Source organism: Pedococcus sp. KACC 23699, assembly GCF_045348425.1.
In the GTDB taxonomy this organism is placed as follows: Bacteria; Actinomycetota; Actinomycetes; order Actinomycetales; family Dermatophilaceae; genus Pedococcus.
This window is the reverse complement of the sequence record NZ_CP157483.1, coordinates 1,477,757-1,495,090: the sequence shown is the minus strand read 5'-3', so window position 1 is coordinate 1,495,090 and position 17,334 is coordinate 1,477,757. Positions and strand designations below refer to the sequence as shown.

Annotated in this window: 19 protein-coding genes; 12 read left to right on the top strand and 7 right to left on the bottom strand. The window is 71.9% G+C overall.

The window, feature by feature from the left end:
* The first annotated feature begins 108 nt into the window (after window positions 1-108).
* From ABEG17_RS06965 to ABEG17_RS06950, 4 genes are read left to right on the top strand one after another with little or no spacing between them, the layout of a single operon-like run.
* The gene (locus tag ABEG17_RS06965) at window positions 109-615 is read left to right on the top strand and encodes a SigE family RNA polymerase sigma factor (protein ID WP_406832549.1); all 507 of its coding nucleotides are present in this window, start codon (window positions 109-111) and stop codon (window positions 613-615) included.
* Window positions 615-1,919: a hypothetical protein gene (locus ABEG17_RS06960; protein ID WP_406832548.1), complete on the top strand. Its 1,305-nt coding sequence runs from the start codon at window positions 615-617 to the stop codon at window positions 1,917-1,919. Before ABEG17_RS06965 ends, ABEG17_RS06960 begins: the two co-directional genes overlap by 1 nt.
* Window positions 1,920-1,931: 12 nt before the next feature.
* The gene (locus tag ABEG17_RS06955) at window positions 1,932-2,837 is read left to right on the top strand and encodes a phosphoribosylaminoimidazolesuccinocarboxamide synthase (protein ID WP_406832547.1); all 906 of its coding nucleotides are present in this window, start codon (window positions 1,932-1,934) and stop codon (window positions 2,835-2,837) included.
* Window positions 2,838-2,863: 26 nt separating this feature from the next.
* Window positions 2,864-4,255: a pyridoxal phosphate-dependent decarboxylase family protein gene (locus ABEG17_RS06950; RefSeq protein WP_406832546.1), complete on the top strand. Its 1,392-nt coding sequence runs from the start codon at window positions 2,864-2,866 to the stop codon at window positions 4,253-4,255.
* Between the two features lie 127 nt (window positions 4,256-4,382).
* Here ABEG17_RS06950 and ABEG17_RS06945 read toward each other — a convergent pair whose 3' ends face one another.
* Entirely contained in the window at window positions 4,383-4,820 is a 438-nt protein-coding gene (locus ABEG17_RS06945; RefSeq protein WP_406832545.1) for a nitroreductase family deazaflavin-dependent oxidoreductase, read from the bottom strand.
* 130 nt (window positions 4,821-4,950) lie between these two features.
* Here ABEG17_RS06945 and ABEG17_RS06940 point away from each other — a divergent pair, with 130 nt between their 5' ends.
* From ABEG17_RS06940 to ABEG17_RS06910, 7 genes are all read left to right on the top strand, one after another.
* Window positions 4,951-5,190: a hypothetical protein gene (locus ABEG17_RS06940; RefSeq protein ID WP_406832544.1), complete on the top strand. Its 240-nt coding sequence runs from the start codon at window positions 4,951-4,953 to the stop codon at window positions 5,188-5,190.
* A 113-nt stretch (window positions 5,191-5,303) separates the two neighbouring features.
* A complete protein-coding gene (purS, locus tag ABEG17_RS06935) occupies window positions 5,304-5,579 on the top strand; it encodes a phosphoribosylformylglycinamidine synthase subunit PurS (protein WP_406833149.1) in 276 nt (91 codons plus the stop codon).
* Window positions 5,576-6,247, top strand: coding sequence for a phosphoribosylformylglycinamidine synthase subunit PurQ (purQ, locus tag ABEG17_RS06930; RefSeq protein ID WP_406832543.1), 672 nt, complete (start codon window positions 5,576-5,578; stop codon window positions 6,245-6,247). The genes purS and purQ overlap by 4 nt, the downstream gene beginning before the upstream one ends.
* Complete coding sequence (gene purL / locus ABEG17_RS06925; protein WP_406832542.1) at window positions 6,244-8,544, top strand: phosphoribosylformylglycinamidine synthase subunit PurL; 2,301 nt, start codon at window positions 6,244-6,246, stop codon at window positions 8,542-8,544. The genes purQ and purL overlap by 4 nt, the downstream gene beginning before the upstream one ends.
* A gap of 58 nt (window positions 8,545-8,602) precedes the next feature.
* Entirely contained in the window at window positions 8,603-9,790 is a 1,188-nt protein-coding gene (locus tag ABEG17_RS06920) for an ATP-binding protein (RefSeq protein ID WP_406832541.1), read from the top strand.
* A 103-nt stretch (window positions 9,791-9,893) separates the two neighbouring features.
* Window positions 9,894-10,640: a histidine kinase dimerization/phospho-acceptor domain-containing protein gene (locus ABEG17_RS06915; protein ID WP_406832540.1), complete on the top strand. Its 747-nt coding sequence runs from the start codon at window positions 9,894-9,896 to the stop codon at window positions 10,638-10,640.
* A 264-nt stretch (window positions 10,641-10,904) separates the two neighbouring features.
* Complete coding sequence (locus tag ABEG17_RS06910) at window positions 10,905-11,267, top strand: sterol carrier family protein (RefSeq protein WP_406832539.1); 363 nt, start codon at window positions 10,905-10,907, stop codon at window positions 11,265-11,267.
* Window positions 11,268-11,278: 11 nt separating this feature from the next.
* Here the strand turns inward: ABEG17_RS06910 and ABEG17_RS06905 are convergent, their stop codons facing one another.
* From ABEG17_RS06905 to ABEG17_RS06895, 3 genes are all read right to left on the bottom strand, one after another.
* Window positions 11,279-12,313: a Gfo/Idh/MocA family protein gene (locus tag ABEG17_RS06905; RefSeq protein WP_406832538.1), complete on the bottom strand. Its 1,035-nt coding sequence runs from the start codon at window positions 12,311-12,313 to the stop codon at window positions 11,279-11,281.
* Window positions 12,314-12,376: 63 nt separating this feature from the next.
* Window positions 12,377-13,192, bottom strand: coding sequence for a spermidine synthase (locus tag ABEG17_RS06900; protein WP_406832537.1), 816 nt, complete (start codon window positions 13,190-13,192; stop codon window positions 12,377-12,379).
* 2 nt (window positions 13,193-13,194) lie between these two features.
* A complete protein-coding gene (locus ABEG17_RS06895) occupies window positions 13,195-14,241 on the bottom strand; it encodes a zinc-dependent alcohol dehydrogenase family protein (protein ID WP_406832536.1) in 1,047 nt (348 codons plus the stop codon).
* A gap of 55 nt (window positions 14,242-14,296) precedes the next feature.
* Here ABEG17_RS06895 and ABEG17_RS06890 point away from each other — a divergent pair, with 55 nt between their 5' ends.
* Window positions 14,297-15,172 (top strand): LLM class flavin-dependent oxidoreductase, encoded by an 876-nt coding sequence (locus tag ABEG17_RS06890; RefSeq protein WP_406832535.1) that lies wholly within the window; start codon window positions 14,297-14,299, stop codon window positions 15,170-15,172.
* On the opposite strand, the gene ABEG17_RS06885 is transcribed toward ABEG17_RS06890, so the two are convergent.
* The 3 genes from ABEG17_RS06885 to ABEG17_RS06875 form a co-directional block, all read right to left on the bottom strand.
* Window positions 15,165-16,010: an anti-sigma factor domain-containing protein gene (locus ABEG17_RS06885; RefSeq protein WP_406832534.1), complete on the bottom strand. Its 846-nt coding sequence runs from the start codon at window positions 16,008-16,010 to the stop codon at window positions 15,165-15,167. The genes ABEG17_RS06890 and ABEG17_RS06885 overlap by 8 nt on opposite strands.
* A complete protein-coding gene (gene sigK / locus ABEG17_RS06880) occupies window positions 16,007-16,555 on the bottom strand; it encodes an ECF RNA polymerase sigma factor SigK (protein ID WP_406832533.1) in 549 nt (182 codons plus the stop codon). The genes ABEG17_RS06885 and sigK overlap by 4 nt, the downstream gene beginning before the upstream one ends.
* A 73-nt stretch (window positions 16,556-16,628) precedes the next feature.
* Window positions 16,629-17,267, bottom strand: coding sequence for a fasciclin domain-containing protein (locus ABEG17_RS06875; protein ID WP_406832532.1), 639 nt, complete (start codon window positions 17,265-17,267; stop codon window positions 16,629-16,631).
* Window positions 17,268-17,334 lie beyond the last annotated feature (67 nt).

Below are 17,334 nucleotides of genomic sequence, written 5' to 3'. Positions count from 1 at the left end.
CGATCGCCACGCCGCCGGATCACCGTGTGGCAGGTTGACCCAACCGGATCGGGGGGACGACGCGTTGTGGTGGGTGACGTGCCGGCGGGGTGACGAGGGGAGGTGTCCGTGCGAGCCGTGATCGAGGAGCAGTTCAGGGAGTTCGCCGCGGTGGCGATCCCGCTGCTGCGACGGATGGCGCTGGCCCTGTGCCGCGACCCGCACCGGGCCGACGACCTCGTGCAGACCACCCTGGAGAAGATGTACGGCGCGTGGCCGAGGGTGCACGAGGTGGAGGACCCCCACGCGTACGCCCGCACCGTGCTGGTCCGGGCCCTGATCTCCGAGCAGCGCCGGCACTGGTGGACCCGTGAGCACTCGACGGCCGACGCCGGGGAGCGCGAGGTCGCCGCGGCGGAGCACCTCGACGACCGGCTCGACCTGCGGGCCGCCCTCGGCTCGCTGCCACCGCGTCAGCGGATGGCGGTGGTGCTGCGCCACCTCGAGGACCTCTCCGTGGGCGAGGTGGCCGTGCTGATGGCCTGCTCCGAGGGCACCGTCAAGAGCACGACCAGCGACGGGCTGCGCGCACTCCGTGCGGTGCTGGCACCGGTGACGAGCGAAGGGAAGCAGTGATGGCCACCGACATGATGGATCGCGCGCCCGAGGGCCTGCGCTCGCTCTATGCCGAGGACCTCGGCCCGGCACCGTTCACCGTCGACGACGTCGTGTCGGGTGGCCGACGGCGACAGCGCCGGCGGGCCGCCGGGGCGATCGGCGCCGCTGTCGCCGCCGTGGCCGTGATCGGGGTCGGTGCCACGAGCGTGTGGGGCGGCGCATCGGCCGACCACCGTCCTGTCCAGCCGGCGAGGACCACCGGGCCAGCCACCTACCCAGGCTGCGCCACGCGGCCGGACACCTGCGCCGCGGTCGTGGCGGCCTGGACTCGCGAGGTGGCGGGATCTGTTGCGGCCGTGCGGACGGTGTCGGCCGCGAAGTACCAGGAGGGGACCCGGGTGTTCGCGCAACGGGTCGCCCCCGCGGCTCCCGGTGGAGAGCCCGTCGACATCCGGGTGGTCATCTCCCCGTCCTCGACCGCGTCGCTGGACGAGGCCGCCGTCGACCGGGCGAGGAACCTCGTGCGGCTGCCGGGTCTACCCGTGGCGGTGGATCGCTGGACGGTCCAGCGCAAGGGCAGTGCCTTCGACCGGTTCACCGTCCCGAAGGGCGACTTCGCGAGGTCCGTCGGGGTGGAGGTGGACGTCCCCGACGAGGGGCCGGACGGTGGGGCGTCCACCACGGCCGCTCGCGACGCGCGGACGCCGACGAGCTGGACGCCGACGTGGTGGACCCCGGCCAGCGTCGGCGACCTCGTCACCCGCATCTACGGCACCGACGCGGTCGCGGTCGCCCAGCCGTCGGCGGAGCAGGGCGTGGCGGGGCAGCTGCGGAGCGCGGGATGCTCGCTCGACCAGGACAGGTGCACGCTCGCGATGTGGTCCACCTGGGCTCGGCGCTACCTCGACCAGACGGTCGTCGTCGAGGACTGGCAGCGCTTCGTCAGGGTCCCGGGGGGCAACGACTGGCAGGGGTACTCCCAGCTCGCGTCCATCGGAGGCACGGACCTCGGCCAGGTGACGCTGAGCGTCGGTCAGGACGTCGACCGGTATGGCGCCGTCTTCGGCGACGCGACCGGTGACCCGGGGCAGGTCCGCACCGTCCAGCTCCCCTTCAGTGGCAGGGCCGAGGTGCACAGCTGGCTCGATGGTGACGAGAAGCGGGTCCTGTGGCTCGTCCCCGGCAACGGCACGGACACGGGTCCGCGACGCCTCCTGGTCCGGAGCTACTCCCACCCTGCGCCGACTGGTCCCTCGGCCGGGCAGGTCCTGCCGGGCTGGTCGGACGCCGCTGCCGTCGCCCTCCTCGAGGCTGTGCGCTGAGCGGCTGGGAGGATGTCGGCCATGACGTCCTCCCAGCCGCTCACGGTGCCCGGCTACGCCCACGTCTACTCGGGCAAGGTCCGTGACCTCTACGCACCGCTCGACGAGTCCGGAACGCCCCGCAAAGACCAGCTGCTCCTCGTCGCGAGCGACCGGATGTCGGCCTACGACTTCGTCCTCGACACCCCCATCCCCGACAAGGGCGCGGTCCTCACGCAGCTGTCGCTGTGGTGGTTCGAGCGGCTCGAGGACCTCGTGCCCAACCACGTCGTCTCGGCCGACGTGCCCGACGAGGTGGCCGGCCGCGCGGTGCTGGTCAAGCGGCTCGCCATGCTCCCCGTCGAGTGCGTCGCGCGTGCCTACCTCACCGGCGGCGGCCTCACCGAGTACCGCGCGGACGGCCACGTCTCCGGCGTCGCCCTCCCCGACGGCCTCGTCGACGGCTCGCGCCTGCCCGAGCCGGTGTTCACCCCGTCGACCAAGGCGCCCATGGGCGAGCACGACCAGCCCATGCCGTATGCCGCCGTGGAGGCCGAGATCGGTGCTCCCCTCGCGGCTCGGGTCCGTGACCTCACCACCTCGATCCTCGCGCGGGGCAACGAGATCGCCGCCGAGCGCGGCATCCTCATCGCCGACACCAAGGTCGAGTTCGGGCTCGACGGCGACGACGTCGTCCTCGCCGACGAGGTGCTCACGCCGGACTCCTCGCGGTTCTGGCCCGCCGAGCTGTGGGAGCCGGGCCACCCGCAGCCCTCCTACGACAAGCAGTACGTCCGCGACTGGCTGACGTCGTCGGCCAGCGGGTGGGACAAGGAGTCGGGCCAGGCCCCGCCGGACCTGCCCGAGGACGTCGTGGCGCAGACCCGGGCCAAGTACGTCGAGGCCTACGAGCGCCTCACCGGTCGCACCTTCTCCTGACCCGTCCGCGGGCGTAGCCTGCCGACGTGGAGGACCTGGAGGGTCACCCGGCCCTGGCGGCGGCGAGCCTCGCTGCGCGAGCCCACCTCGACGGGCTGCGTGAGCGGCGGGTCGGGGCGCCCCCCGACGTCAGCGGCGAACAGCTTCGGGCCGCGCTCGGCGGCCCGGTGCCGGCTCATGGCAGCGACCCCGCCGAGGTCGTCGAACGGCTCGTCGCCGCGGCCGGGCCCGGCCTGGTCGCCTCCAGCGGGCCGCGCTACTTCGGGTACGTCGTCGGCGGCACCCTCGAGGCGGCGATGGCCGCCGACTGGTTGGCCGTCGCGTGGGACCAGGTCGCCGGCCTCGAGGTGATGTCGCCGGCTGCTGCCGCGGTCGAGGAGGTCGCCGGGGGCTGGTTGCTGGACCTGCTCGGCCTGCCGCAGGACGCATCGTTCGGGTTCCCGACGGGTGCGCAGATGGCCAACTTCACGGCGCTCGCCACCGCCCGCCACGCGGTGCTCGCCCGAGCCGGTGGGGACGTCGAGGTCGATGGCCTGCAGGGGTCGCCACGCATCCAGGTCGTCGTCGGTGGCCAGGTGCACGCGACGGTGCCGCAGGCCCTGAGGTTGGCCGGGCTCGGCAGCCGTCCCGATGTCGCCGACAGCGACGACCAGGGGCGGATGCGTCCGGAGGCGCTCGACCGGGTGCTGCGCCGCGACGGGGGCCCGGTGATCGTGTGCGCCCAGGCGGGCAACGTCAACACCGGTGCGTTCGACCCGTTCTCGGACATCGCGGACCTGTGTGGGCCGGTCGGCGCCTGGCTGCACGTGGATGGTGCCTTCGGCCTGTGGGCCGGTGCGAGCGACCGGCTGCGGCCCCTGGTCCGTGGGGTGGAGCGCGCGGACTCCTGGGCCACGGACTGCCACAAGTGGCTCAACGTGCCCTACGACTGCGCCTTCGTCGCCACCCGCGATCCCGTGGCCCACGTGGCAGCGATGTCGTGGGAGGCGCCGTACGTCGTGCCCGGCTCGGGCCGCGACCCCTACCGCTACGTCCCCGAGGCCTCCCGACGGGCCAGGGGGTTCGCCGTCTGGGCGGCCTTGTCGCAGCTCGGCAGGGACGGGGTCGCGGACCTCGTGGACCGGTCCTGGGGGCATGCGATGCGTTTCGCCTCCGCCCTCGCGGACGCCGACCCCGGGGTCGAGGTGCTCAATGACGTCGTCCTCAACCAGGTGCTCGTCCGGTTCGACGACTCCGACGACGTGACGCGCGCGGTCATCACCGGCGTGCAGGAAGGCGGCGAGGCGTGGCTAGGCGGCAGCACCTGGCAGGGGAGTGCGGTGATGCGCATCTCGGTGTCGGGGTGGATGACCACCGCTGACGACGTCGACCGTTCGGCCGCCGCGGTCCTGTCTGCGTTGGCGGACGCCCGCGCCTGACCCCCTCGGTCCAACGGCGACCGCCACCACTTCTGCCCGGTACGCCACTCGTGGTGGCGCGCCGCCGGTTTTCGGCACCACTTCTGCCCGTACGCCACTCGTGGTGGGTCGGAGCGCGCGCTTCGGATCAGTGGACCGGGGTCAGCAGGGCCAGGGGGATCGTCCGCGACGTCTTCACCTCGTACTTGGCGAACGGTGGGCACCGCGCGACGACGACGTCCTTCCAGGCCGCGTCGCGCTCGGCTCCGGTGACCTCTCGGACCGTCACCGCCGAGACCTGCCGGCCGACCTGCACCTCGGCGCGGCTGGTGGCGCGCAGGTTCCGGAACCACTGCGGGTCCTGGGGCATCCCGCCGGCCGAGCCGACCACGAGGTAGCCGCCTTCGTGCTCGAAGTACCCGACGGGGGTCGTGCGGGGCTGGCCCGTCCTGCGGCCGGTGACGGTGAGCAGCAGCACCGGCACGCCTCCGGAGGCCTTGCCGCCGAGGCGTCCGCCCGTGACCTTGTAGATGGCGACCGCCGCCTTGTTGGCGGTCCGCATCAGGGTCCTCATCACCGTGTTCATGGCGTCTCCCGGTCCTCTCCCGTCGGACGCTCCTCCCGGCTCCCCGACGTGTCAACCCGGCCCCCGGACATTCGGTTCGAGTCTGCGGGACCGCGGCTCGGGCGGGTCTGCGCTGCGGCACACTGGCGCGATGGCGTGGCTGGGGTGGTTGCGGGCGAAGGGGCGGGCGCGCGGGTGGCGGCTCAACGTCGTCGAGTTCGTCGTGCTCGTCTTCCTGGTGTCCCGTGTGGTCCTGCTCGTCCAACGCCTCGACCGCGAGGGCGCCAGCCTCGGAGCTGCCGTGGTCCTGGCGGTGTGCGCCTTCGGCCTGGGGTTCCTGCTCCGCGACGTCCTGCGGGACCGCAGCGGCCCAGTCCGTCCCCTCGACTGAGGTCGCGGGCGTCCGGGAGGTGACCACGCGGCATACCCGCTCCGTCGCCCGGATAGACTGCGGTCGCTTCCATCCCCCGCGCTAGTCCCGTGCTGAACCCAGGAGACACCCGAATGGGCCACGTCGTCATTGACGTCATGCTGAAGCCAGAGATCCTCGACCCCCAGGGTCAGGCCGTGAACGGGGCACTGCCCCGGCTCGGCTTCGAGCAGTTCACGGATGTGAGGCAGGGCAAGCGCTTCGTCCTCACCGTGGACGGAGAGGTCACCGACGAGGTGCTCGCGGCGGCGCGGGAGGCAGCCGAGAAGCTGCTCTCCAACCCCGTCATCGAGGACGTCGTGAGCGTGCGTGCCGCCGACGCCAGCCACACCCAGGACCCCGGCCAGTGAAGGTCGGGGTCGTCACGTTCCCGGGCTCGCTCGACGACCGGGACGCCGCCCGCGCGGTGCGTGCCGTCGGCGCCGAGGCGGTCAGCCTCTGGCACGGCGACGCCGACCTCAAGGGTGTCGACGCGGTCATCCTCCCGGGCGGGTTCTCGTACGGCGACTACCTGCGCTGCGGTGCCATCGCCCGTTTCGCACCGGTCATGGACGCCCTCGTCCCGGCCGCCCGGGGTGGGCTGCCGGTGCTCGGGATCTGCAACGGTTTCCAGGTGCTCTGCGAGAGCCACCTGCTCCCCGGCGCGCTGATCCGCAACGACCACCGCAAGTTCAACTGCGTCGACCAGCGCCTCGTCGTCGAGAACGCGTCGACCGCCTGGACCTCCGACTTCGAGGCCGGCCAGGAGATCGAGATCGTCCTCAAGAACGGCGAGGGCGGCTTCGTCGCCGACGAGCGCACCCTCGACGAGCTCGAGGGCGAGGGCCGCGTGGTCTTCCGGTATGCCGGTGACAACCCCAACGGCTCCTACCGCGCCATCGCGGGCATCAGCAACGACCGCGGCAACATCGTGGGCCTCATGCCCCACCCGGAGCACTGCGTCGAGGAGGGCTACGGCCCCTCGACCGACGGCCTCCCGTTCTTCACTTCCGTTCTGCGACAGGTGGTTTCAGCATGACCGCGCAGGTCGACCGTCCGACCCTCGACACGGTCTCGCACGCGGCTACGACGCCGCACACCGAGCAGCCGTGGGCCGAGCTCGGGCTCAAGCCCGACGAGTACGCCGAGATCCGCGAGATCGTCGGGCGTCGCCCCACGAGCGCCGAGCTCGCGATGTACTCCGTCATGTGGAGCGAGCACTGCTCCTACAAGTCGTCCAAGGTGCACTTCTCGCTCTGGGGCGAGAACACCACCGACGAGATGCGCGAGAAGCTCCTCGTCGGCATCGGTGAGAACGCCGGCGTCGTCGACATCGGCGACGGCTGGGCGGTGACCTTCAAGGTCGAGTCGCACAACCACCCGTCCTACGTCGAGCCCTACCAGGGTGCGGCCACCGGCGTCGGCGGCATCATCCGCGACATCATGTCGATGGGTGCCCGCCCGATCGCGATCATGGACCCCCTGCGGTTCGGCAACCTGCACCACCCCGACACCCAGCGCGTCCTCCCCGGTGTCGTGGCCGGCGTCGGTGGCTACGGCAACTGCATCGGCCTGCCCAACATCGGCGGCGAGGTCGTGTTCGACGACTGCTACCAGGGGAATCCGCTCGTGAACGCCCTGTGCGTCGGCGCCATGCGGGTCGAGGACATCCACCTCGCCAAGGCCTCCGGCGTCGGCAACAAGGTGATCCTGTTCGGTGCCAGGACCGGCGGCGACGGCATCGGCGGGGTCTCCGTCCTCGCGTCGGAGACCTTCGACGAGGGTGGCCCCACGAAGCGTCCCGCGGTCCAGGTCGGCGACCCGTTCGCCGAGAAGGTGCTCATCGAGTGCTGCCTCGACCTGTATGCCGCGCACGTCGTGGACGGCATCCAGGACCTCGGAGGTGCGGGCCTGTCCTGCGCCACCAGCGAGCTCGCCTCCAACGGTGACGGCGGCATGCAGATCGAGCTCGACCGCGTGCCGCTGCGCGATGCCTCTCTCCGGCCCGAGGAGATCCTCATGTCGGAGAGCCAGGAGCGGATGATGGCCGTCGTGGCCCCCGAGCACCTCGACGAGTTCATGGCGATCACCGACCGCTGGGACGTCGAGGCGACCGTCCTCGGCGAGGTCACCGACGGCGACCACCTCGTCATCACCTGGCACGGCGAGGTCATCGTCGACGTGCCGCCACGCTCGGTCGCCCACGAGGGTCCGACCTACCACCGTCCGCTGGCCCGTCCGGACTACCTGGACGTGTTGCAGGCCAACGGAACCGCGACGCTCGCCAAGCCGGTCGACGGTGACGGGCTGAAGTCCGACCTGCTCACCCTGCTCGCCTCGCCCAACCTGTGCGACAAGTCGTGGATCACCGACCAGTACGACCGCTACGTCCTCGGCAACACCGCGCTCGCGATGCCCGACGACGCCGGGGTGGTCCGCGTCGACGAGGAGACCGGCCGCGGGGTCGCGATCTCGACCGACTGCAACAGCCGGTTCGCCAAGCTGGACCCGTACACCGGGGCCCAGCTCGCGCTGGCCGAGTCCTTCCGCAACGTCGCCACGGCCGGGGCCGTCCCGCTCGCCGTCACCGACTGCCTCAACTTCGGCTCGCCGGAGGACCCGGGCGTCATGTGGCAGTTCCGCGAGTCGGTCAAGGGCATCGCCGAGGGCTGCAAGACCCTCGGCATCCCGGTGACCGGTGGCAACGTCAGCTTCTACAACCAGACCGGCGACACGGCCATCCACCCGACCCCGGTCATTGGGGTGCTCGGCGTCATGGACGACGTCGCCCGCCGCACCCCCTCGGGCTGGAAGGCCCCGGGCCAGGTCATCTACCTGCTCGGCGCCACTCGCGACGAGCTCGACGGTGGGGAGTGGGCGCACGTCGTCCACGGCCACCTCGGTGGGCTGCCGCCGAAGGTCGACCTCGGCGCCGAGCAGCTGCTCTCCGACATCCTCGTCAACGCCAGCCGTGACGGCCTCGTCGACGCGGCCCACGACCTGTCCGACGGCGGCCTGGCCGTCGCGCTCGCCGAGGCGACGATGCGGTACGGCGTCGGGGCGCGGATCTGGCTCGACGAGGTGTGCGAGCGCGACGGCATCGACGCGTTCACCGCGCTGTTCAGCGAGTCGACCGCTCGCGTCGTCGTCAGCGTCCCTCGCTCGGAGGAGGTGCGGTTCACCGACATGTGCACCGCACGGGGCCAGGTCCACGCGCGGATCGGGGTCGTCGACGACGAGACCGACGGGCTCGACGTCCAGGGTCAGTTCACGGTGGGTCTGTCCGCCATGAAGCAGGCCCACACGCGTACGCTGCGTGAGGTGTTCGCCGGCTGATTTGTCCGGTTCTCATCGAGCCGACGGCGTGGTCGGCGGGTCCCCACGGAGGAGTGTCGTGAGCTCAGGGCAGGACCTCGCGCGGCGCGAGGCCATCGAGGACTACGAGGTCGTCGGACGCCCGGCGGAACCCGACCTCCAGCGTCTCGTCGAGCTGGCCGCTGCCGTGTGCGACGTCCCGACGGCCGTCATCAACATCATCGACGACCGCCAGCAGCACCAGATCGCTGCCATCGGCCTGTCTGCCTCGGTCTGCTCCCGCGAGGACTCGATGTGTGCACGGGTCCTGCACGACCCGCAGCTCGTGGCCGTGCCGGACGCGAGCCTGGACGAGCGCTTCGCGCAGAACCCGTTCGTCACCGGCCTCATCGCGAACATCCGTTTCTACGCCTCGAGCCCCCTCATCACCCCCGCCGGGGTGCCGATCGGGACCCTGTGCGTCTTCGACGACGTCCCGCGCCGGCTGTCGGCCGCCGCCGGCCGTGCCCTGGGGGTGCTGGCCGAGCAGGTGGTCGACGTCCTGGAGCTGCGCCGCCTCAGCCGTGAGCTGGCGCGCTCGAACGAGCAGCTGACCCAGTTCGCAGGACAGGTCAGCCACGACCTGCGCAACCCGCTCGCGGCCCTGACCGGGTTCCTGGAGCTGGCCGCCGACAGCCCGGAGCTGGCCGACGCCCCCGACGCAGCCGAGCTGCTGGCGCGAGCCGAGTCTTCGGCCGCGCGGATGACCGCGATGATCGGCGACCTGCTCGACTTCGCGCGCATCGGGGGCGGAGGTCGCCAGGGCATGGTCGACCTCCAGGGTGAGGCCGATGCCGTGCTGGAGGACCTGTCCGCCCAGATCGCCGGGGCCGCCGCCGACGTCCAGGTGATGGGCCTGCCGAAGGTCGCCGGCGACGCGACGCTGCTGCGGGCCCTGCTGCAGAACCTCGTCGCCAACGCAGTGAAGTTCAGTGCCGCAGTCGTCGGCGGCGGAACACCTGTGGTCCGCGTGGGCGCCGAGCACATCACCGGTGGCTGGCGGGTCACCGTGGACGACAACGGTCCCGGTGTCCCCAAGGAGGACCGTGACCGCGTCTTCGAGCTGCTGGCCCGCGGCGATGACAAGCAGGACGTCGAGGGCCTGGGCATCGGCCTGAGCACGTGTCGCCGCATCGTGCAGTCGCACGGCGGCCGCATCGGCATCGCCGACTCCGAGCTCGGTGGGGCCAGTGTCTGGGTGTCCTTTCCGGACGGCCTGCACAGGTAGGGCTGCGGGAGCACGACAGCGGCGACGGGGACCGAGGGGGCGACCGGCCGAGATCGACAGCAGGGGGGCGCATCATGGGTGAGAGATCTGTGCGGGACGCGCGGTGAGCACGGTCCAGGACCTCGCGCGCCGCGAGGCGATCGAGGAGTACGACGTGGTCGGGGCCCCGGCCGAACCCGACCTGCAGGGCCTCGTCGAGCTGGCCGCCGCCATGTGCGACGTCCCCACGGCGGTCATCAACATCATCGACGACCAGCACCAGCACCAGATCGCGGCCATCGGTCTGTCTGCCACGGTCTGCTCCCGTGAGGACTCCATGTGCGCCAAGGTCCTCGGCGGTCTGGAGCAGGTGGCGGTCCCGGACGCCCGCGCCGACGAGCGCTTCATGGACAACCCGTTCGTCACCGGCGAGATCGCCCGGGTCCGCTTCTACGCCTCGAACCCGATCGTGACTCCGGCCGGGGTGCCGATCGGCACCCTGTGCGTCTTCGACGACGTCCCACGCCACCTGCCCGCCGCCGGCGGTCGCGCGCTCGCAGCCCTGGCGGGCCAGGTCGTGGACGTCCTCGAGCTGCGGCTCGTGTCCCGTGAGCTGGCGCGCTCCAACGAGCACCTGATGAAGTTCGCCGGCCAGGTCTGCCACGACCTGCGCAACCCCCTCGCCGCGCTCACGTGGTTCATCGAGCTCGCCGCGGGGAGCCCCGAGCTGGTCGACTCCCCGCAGATGGCTCTTTTGCTGGCGCGGGCCGAGTCCTCGGCGTCAAGGATGGGCGCCATGATCGGCGACCTGTTGGACGTCGTCCGGTCCGGCGGCGGTGCCCCTTCGGCGCACGGTCCGCAACCGGGCTGACCCGTCGCGGCACCCGAGCACAGCGAGGGGCCCGGTCACGCTTCCCCCTGCGTGGCCGGGCCCCTCGTCCCCTGTGGTGTCCCCTGCCGTGAACAGTAGGCCCGGTGACCGACGACCGTCGATGGGTAGAACTACCCATTTCCTTGATCAGGAACCGGCCTGATTCCGAACCGGCTTGATCCCACACCGCCCTGATCCGGAACAGGCTGGCTCGCGACCGGCTCGGTCCCGCGGGCGCGTGCCCGGCTGCCTACGATGGACGGTATGCCGCCGCGTCGCCGAGTCCCCGTCGCCTCCGGCCGGGCCGCTGTCGAGCGCTGGCGGCAGGCCGGTGACGAGGCGGGTCGCGAGGACCTCGCCACCGCCGTGCGCTACGCCCTCGAGGAGCTCGCGACGGTGGCGCCCGGACGCAGCGTCGAGGTGCGTGTCCCGCCGTTCGGTGCGGTCCAGTGCGTGGCCGGCACGACCCACACGCGCGGCACCCCGCCCAACGTCGTCGAGACCGATGCTCAGACCTGGCTGGAGGTGGCCACCGGCGCCCTGAGCTGGGACGGCGCGTGGGACGCCGGGAGCCTGCGGGTCAGCGGTCACCGGGCCGACCTCACGGCATACTTCCCGCTGGTCTGAGCGGCAGCGGCTCACTCTCCGGGCAGGCGGAACCCGATCTGCTCGCGGACGGCATCCATCGCGTCCATCACCCGCAGCGTCTCCGCCCACGGGAGGAGGGGTGACTCGAGGAGCCGGGCACCGACGCACGCGGCCACCTCGACGATCTCGTGGTGCAGGCCGTGCTCGCGGTCGCTGGGCTCCAGGACGTCGAGCACCTCGCCGGCAGGCGACACGAGGGTGAGCGTCGACTGGCCGTAGAACGCGCCGCTGAGCTCGAGCCGTGCCCGCGTGCCGGAGATCGACGCCGTGGTCGGGGTGCTCGACACCATGCTGGCGCTGAGCACGCCCAGGGCCCCGGCGACGTTCTGGACGACGACCGCCTCCTGCGCGTCGACCCCCTCGGGAGTGAGGGTCCCGGTGGCCTGCAACGAGTCGAACTCACCGAGCACCAGCGACGCGAACGAGATCGGGTAGACGCACAGGTCGAGCAGTGCGCCCCCGGCCAGCGCCGGGTCGCTCAGGCGTTGTGGGCCTCCGGGGTAGAGCTTCTGGCCGTGGTCGGCCGTCACCATCTGCACCTGTCCGAGCAGCCCCTGCTCGAGCACCTGGCGCACGACGTCCACGTGGGGCAGGAACCGCGTCCACATGGCTTCCATCGCGAACAGGTTCGCCCGGCTCGCGGTGTCGAGGACGGCCCTCGCCTCGGCGCCGTTGCGGGTGAACGCCTTCTCCACGAGCACCGGCTTGCCCGCCTCGAGGGCGAGCTGGGCGTGGGCGAGGTGCTCGGAGTGCGGCGACGCGACATACACGGCGTCGACGTGCGGGTCGGTCACGAGCTCCTCGTAGGAGCCGTAGGCGACTTCGACCCCGAACTCGTCCCGGTAGGCCTGCGCCCGTTCGAGGCTGCGGGACGCGACCGCCCTGATCTCCTGGTTGGTCCGCGCGCGAAGCGCCCGCCCGAAGGTGCGGGCGATGCCACCGGGCGCGAGGACCCCCCAGCGCAGCACCGGCGCGGACCGGGGGTCGGGGACGCGCGGTGCGGGCAGCAGGAGGGGAGAGGACATGGGCTCCATCCTGCCGCGTGCGGCCCGGTATGGCGCGGGTGCCGGCGGGGCCGCGCGGTCGCCTCAGCGCACCCGCCAGCCCTCGACCCCCGGCGGCTCGGGGGAGGTCTCGGCGTCCGTGTCGGTGAAGGGCTGGGCGGAGCCGAGCGCCTTGGCCAGGGACGGGCCGTGCAGGAGCGTGGCAGAGAACGCGGTCATGGCGACCCGGCGGGTGATTGCCGTCAGGGGAAGGGGCTGGGCGCTCGCGACGACGACGGTGTTGCCGAAACGACGACCCTTGCGGACCTCCGACGTGGCGATCGCAGCGGTGTGCGGCAGGACCAAGGCGATGCCGGCATGCAACCTCGCGAGGTGGCGACGGTTCGGCTCGTCGGCGGTGTTCATCGCGAGCAGCCCCCCGGGACGAAGCACCCGCGCGACGTCGGTGAACCACTGCGTGGAGGTGAGCTCGGCGGGCACCCGCCCGGCGGCATACGCGTCGACGACGACGAGGTCGGCACTGTCGTCGGCGAGCTGGCGCAGGCCGCTGCGGCCGTCGACCGGACGCACCCGGATCCGGTGGCCGCGCGGCAGCGGGAGGGCCTGGCGCACCGCCTGCGTCACGGCGTCCGCGGGCTCGAGGACGATCTGCGGCGACCCGGGCCTGGTGTGCGCGACGTAGCGGGGCAGGGTCAGCCCGGCCCCGCCCACGTGAGTCGCCGCGACGGCACCCTCGGGAAGGGCGTCGACGACGGCGGCGAGGAACTGGACGTACTCGAAGACGAGCAGCGCGGGGTCGTCGACGTCGACGTAGGACTGCGGGTGACCGTCGATCATCACGACCGTGCCCCCCGTCTCGTCGACGACGAACTCCACCGGCCCCCGGTCCTGGCCGGCCATCGTCAGGGACGCAGCAGCGACTTGATCGCGCGGCGCTCGTCCATCGCGGCATACGCCTCGGCGACCTCGGCCAGCGGCAGCTCGAGGTCGAACACCGCGCCGGGGTTGATCGTCCCGGCGAGGACGTCGTCACGCAGCTGCGGCAGGTACTGCCGGGCCGGGGCGATGCCGCCGGCGATGCCGACGTTGCGGGCGAACATGTCACGCACGGGGTACTCGATGCCGTGCGGCACCCCCACGTAGCCCACGGTCGCGCCGGGACGGGCCGCGGCGATCGCGGTGTGCATCGACTCGTTGGTGCCCACGCACTCCAGGACGGCGTCGGCACCCACGCCGTCGGTGAGCTCCTTGACGGCGGCCACGGCGTCGTCGCCGCGGGCCTCGACGACGTCGGTCGCCCCGAAGTCGCGGGCGACGGCCTGCCGCGAGGCGTGGCGGGACATGGCGATGATCCGCTCGGCCCCCATCCGCGCTGCGGCCAGGACGCCGCTCAGGCCGACGGCCCCGTCGCCCACGACGACCACCGTGTCACCCTCGGAGACCCGGGCGGCCACCCCTGCGTGCCAGCCCGTGCCCATGACGTCCGAGAGGGTGAGCAGGGAGGGGACCATCGAGTCGTCCGGCACCTCGCGGGTCGAGACGAGGGTGCCGTCGGCCAGCGGCACGCGGACGTACTCGCCCTGGCCGCCGTCGGCCATGACGCCGTCGCGGTCCGGGCCGCCCCAGAAGCCACCGTGCGAGCACCTGGACTGGATGCCGACGCGGCAGTGCGGGCAGGTGTTGTCGGAGTACATGAACGGCGCGATGACGAAGTCCCCCGGTCGCAGGCTGCGCACCCCGGCGCCGACCTCCTCGACGATGCCGACGAACTCGTGGCCGATGCGGGTCGGCTCGGTGACCTCGTTGACGCCGCGGTAGGGCCACAGGTCGCTGCCGCAGACGCAGGACGCGGTGACGCGCACCAGGGCGTCGGTGGGCTCGACCAGGACGGGGTCAGGGACCTCGTCGAGACGGATGTCGCCGGGCGCGTGCAGGATCGTGGCCTTCATGGGGCCCAGCCTCCCACGCGGGCGCCGGCGGCCCGCGGCGGCATACAGTCTCGGGATGCGCGTCGGAATCACCATCCTGCCCGAGCACTCCTGGTCCGAGGCGGCGCCGCTGTGGCGGCGGGCCGAGGAGTACGGCTTCGACCACGCGTGGACCTACGACCACCTGGTCTGGGGCGGTCTGCAGGACTCCCCGTGGTTCGGGGCGATGCCGACGCTGACCGCGGCAGCCACGGTCACCTCGACGATCCGGCTGGGCACCTTCGTCAGCTCGCCGAACTACCGCCACCCCTACACGTTCCTGCGCGACCTGCTGGCCGTCGAGGACATCTCCGGTGGGCGGCTGATCTGTGGTCTGGGCACCGGCGGCGACCTCGACTCACGGATCCTGGGGGAGGAGCGACCTCTCAAGGAGCGGGTCGACCGGTACCACGAGTTCGTCGAGGTCCTGGACCGGCTGATGCACGAGGACCACGTCGACCACGACGGCGAGCACTTCCGCACCGTCGACGCGCGTACCCTCCCCGGAGCGGTGCAGCGGCCGCGCCTGCCGTTCCTCGTCGCGGCGAACGGACCTCGATCGCTGAGGCTCGCCGCCCGCCTCGGGCAGGGTTGGGTCACCTACGGTCGCGGTGGCGACACCCTGGAGGAGTGGTGGTCCGGTGTGGCCTCCCTGTGCGGCCTCCTCGACGAGGCGGAGGCCGGCGCCGAGCGCACCGAACCCCTCGACCGCTGTCTCTCGCTCGACGGATCACCGCAGTTCTCCCTGCAGAGCGTCGGGGTCTTCGAGGAGATGGTCGGTCGCGCGGCCGAGCTCGGGTTCACCGACGTGGTGACCCACTGGCCCCGCCCCGGCTCGCCCTACGAAGGCTCCGAAGCGGTGCTGGAGCAGGTCGCCGACCGGCTCGACGACCTGCGCAGTCCGATCAGCTGAAGGCGAAGAGCGCCAGCGGGGCCGTCGTCGGGGACTTCGAACCACCAGCGGGCTCGAGGGTGATCCCCGCCGCGAGCGCGGTGGAGGCGTCGCCGTCGAGCATCACGGACACCGTCGGAGCCGTGCCGTGCGGCATGACCCCGGCGCTGACCATGCCCTTGTTGGGCTGGTTGAACCACACCTGGAAGTCCTTGCCGGTGGGCGCCGCCGGCATGTTGTCCGCGATGATGACGGCCTTGCCCAGCGAGGGGCTGCGGACGATGGTCACCTTGGCACCGTCGACGGTCTGGACGACCCGCTGGGCGTCGGAGGCCTCGAGGACGCGTTCGGAGGCCGAGACCTGGGTGCTCTGGCCGTGGTCCCACGGGCTCCAGGCGATGCCGCCGGCGATCAGCGCGACCGCAGCTGCTGCGCCGACGAGCCACTCGGCGACAGGTCGCCGACGACGCATCGGGATGACGTTGCTCGCCGGTGCCGCGGCCTGGGCGGCCGGGAGGGCGTCGGCGCCGCCGGCGTCGAGGACGAGGGGACGTGGGCCCACGGGGGCGCCGGTCGGACCGCCGGGGGTGAGGGTGGCCACGGTGCGTGCCTCGCCGGTCTGCTCCAGCGGGGGCAGGGGACGGACCGTGCGGATCCCGGCAAGGACGGCTGTGCGCATCGACGCCGGCGGGGTGACCTCGCTGACGAGGGACAGGCTCGAGGCTGCCGCCCGGAGGCTCGCCACCTCCTCCGTGCACTCGGGGCACTCGGCCAGGTGCAGCTCGAAGGCGGCACGCTCCTGTTCGTCGATCGCATCGACGGCGTACGCACCCACCAGGCTGTGGACATCGGCACTCATAGCTGCACCCCCAGGGTGTCTCGCAGGCGGATCAAGCCGTCACGTATTCGGGTCTTCGCCGTTCCCAGGGGAACGCCGAGAAGGGAAGCGACCTCGGTATGGGTGTAGCCGCCGAAGTAGGCCAGCTCGACCGCCTTGCGCTGGGTCTCCGTGAGGGAGTCCATCGCATTGCGCACCCGCTGGGCGTCGAGGCTGCGCTCCACCGCCTCCACCGTCTGGTCGAAGGACCGCTCCTGGTTGCGGGAACCGTAGCTGTCCTCACGATCGGTGGACGCCTGCGCGGACCGCACCCGGTCGACCGCCTTGCGGTGGGCGATGGTGAGCATCCAGCTCACCGGGCTCCCACGCTCGGGGTCGAACCGGGCGCTGGTGCGCCAGATGTCGAGCAAGGCTTCCTGGGCAACCTCTTCGGACTGCGCCGGGTCACGCACGACCCGAAGGACCAACCCGTAGATCCGGGAGGACACCGCGTCATACAGCCGGGCGAAGGCGGACTCGTCCCCGAGGGAACACATCCGCAGCAGCTCGCCGAGGTCTGGTGCCACGACAGGGCCTCCCCAAGTCGGGTTGGGACCTGAGGAAGTCGCTGTCATGGACACCATCATCGCTGATCTGGGCTTACTTGGGGAGCAGGACGCCGTCGATGATGTAGACCGTGGCGTTCGCGGTCTGCACGTTGCCGCAGATCACGTTGGCCTCATCGACCTTGAAGGACTCGCCGGAGCCCGTCACCTTGATGGTGCCGCCGCCGAGGGTCTTGTGCTCGCCGGCCAGCATCTCCGGGGTCAGGCGACCCTCGACGACGTGGTTGGTGAGCACCTTGGTGAGCAGGCCCTTCGGGTCCTTCATCGCCGCGTCCATCGTGGCCTTCGGGACGGCCTTGAAGGCGTCGTTGCTCGGGGCGAAGACGGTGATGTCCTTGGCCGAGTTGAGGGTCTCGCCCAGGCCGGCCTCGCCGACGGCGCTGACCAGGGTCGACAGCGCGGGGTTGTTGCTCGCTGCGGTGGCGACCGGGTCGGTGGCCATGCCGCTGAACGAGCCCTTGCCCGAGGCCGGGACGGCCGAACAGCCGGAGCCGAAGGGCTTGGCCATCATGGCGTCGGTGGTGCTGGAGGACGAGGAGCTCGAGCTGCTCGACATGGGCGAGGAGGAGGACGAGGATGCGGCGGTGTCCGAGCCCGAGTTGCCGCAGGCGGCGAGGCTCAGGGGAAGGGCGAGGCCGAGGACGGCGATGGTGCTGCGGCGGGCGAGTCGCATGATGTGGCTCCTTGTTTCATTGACGTTCTGACATCTGGCATTCGGCCCTGCGCCTTATGCGGATTGG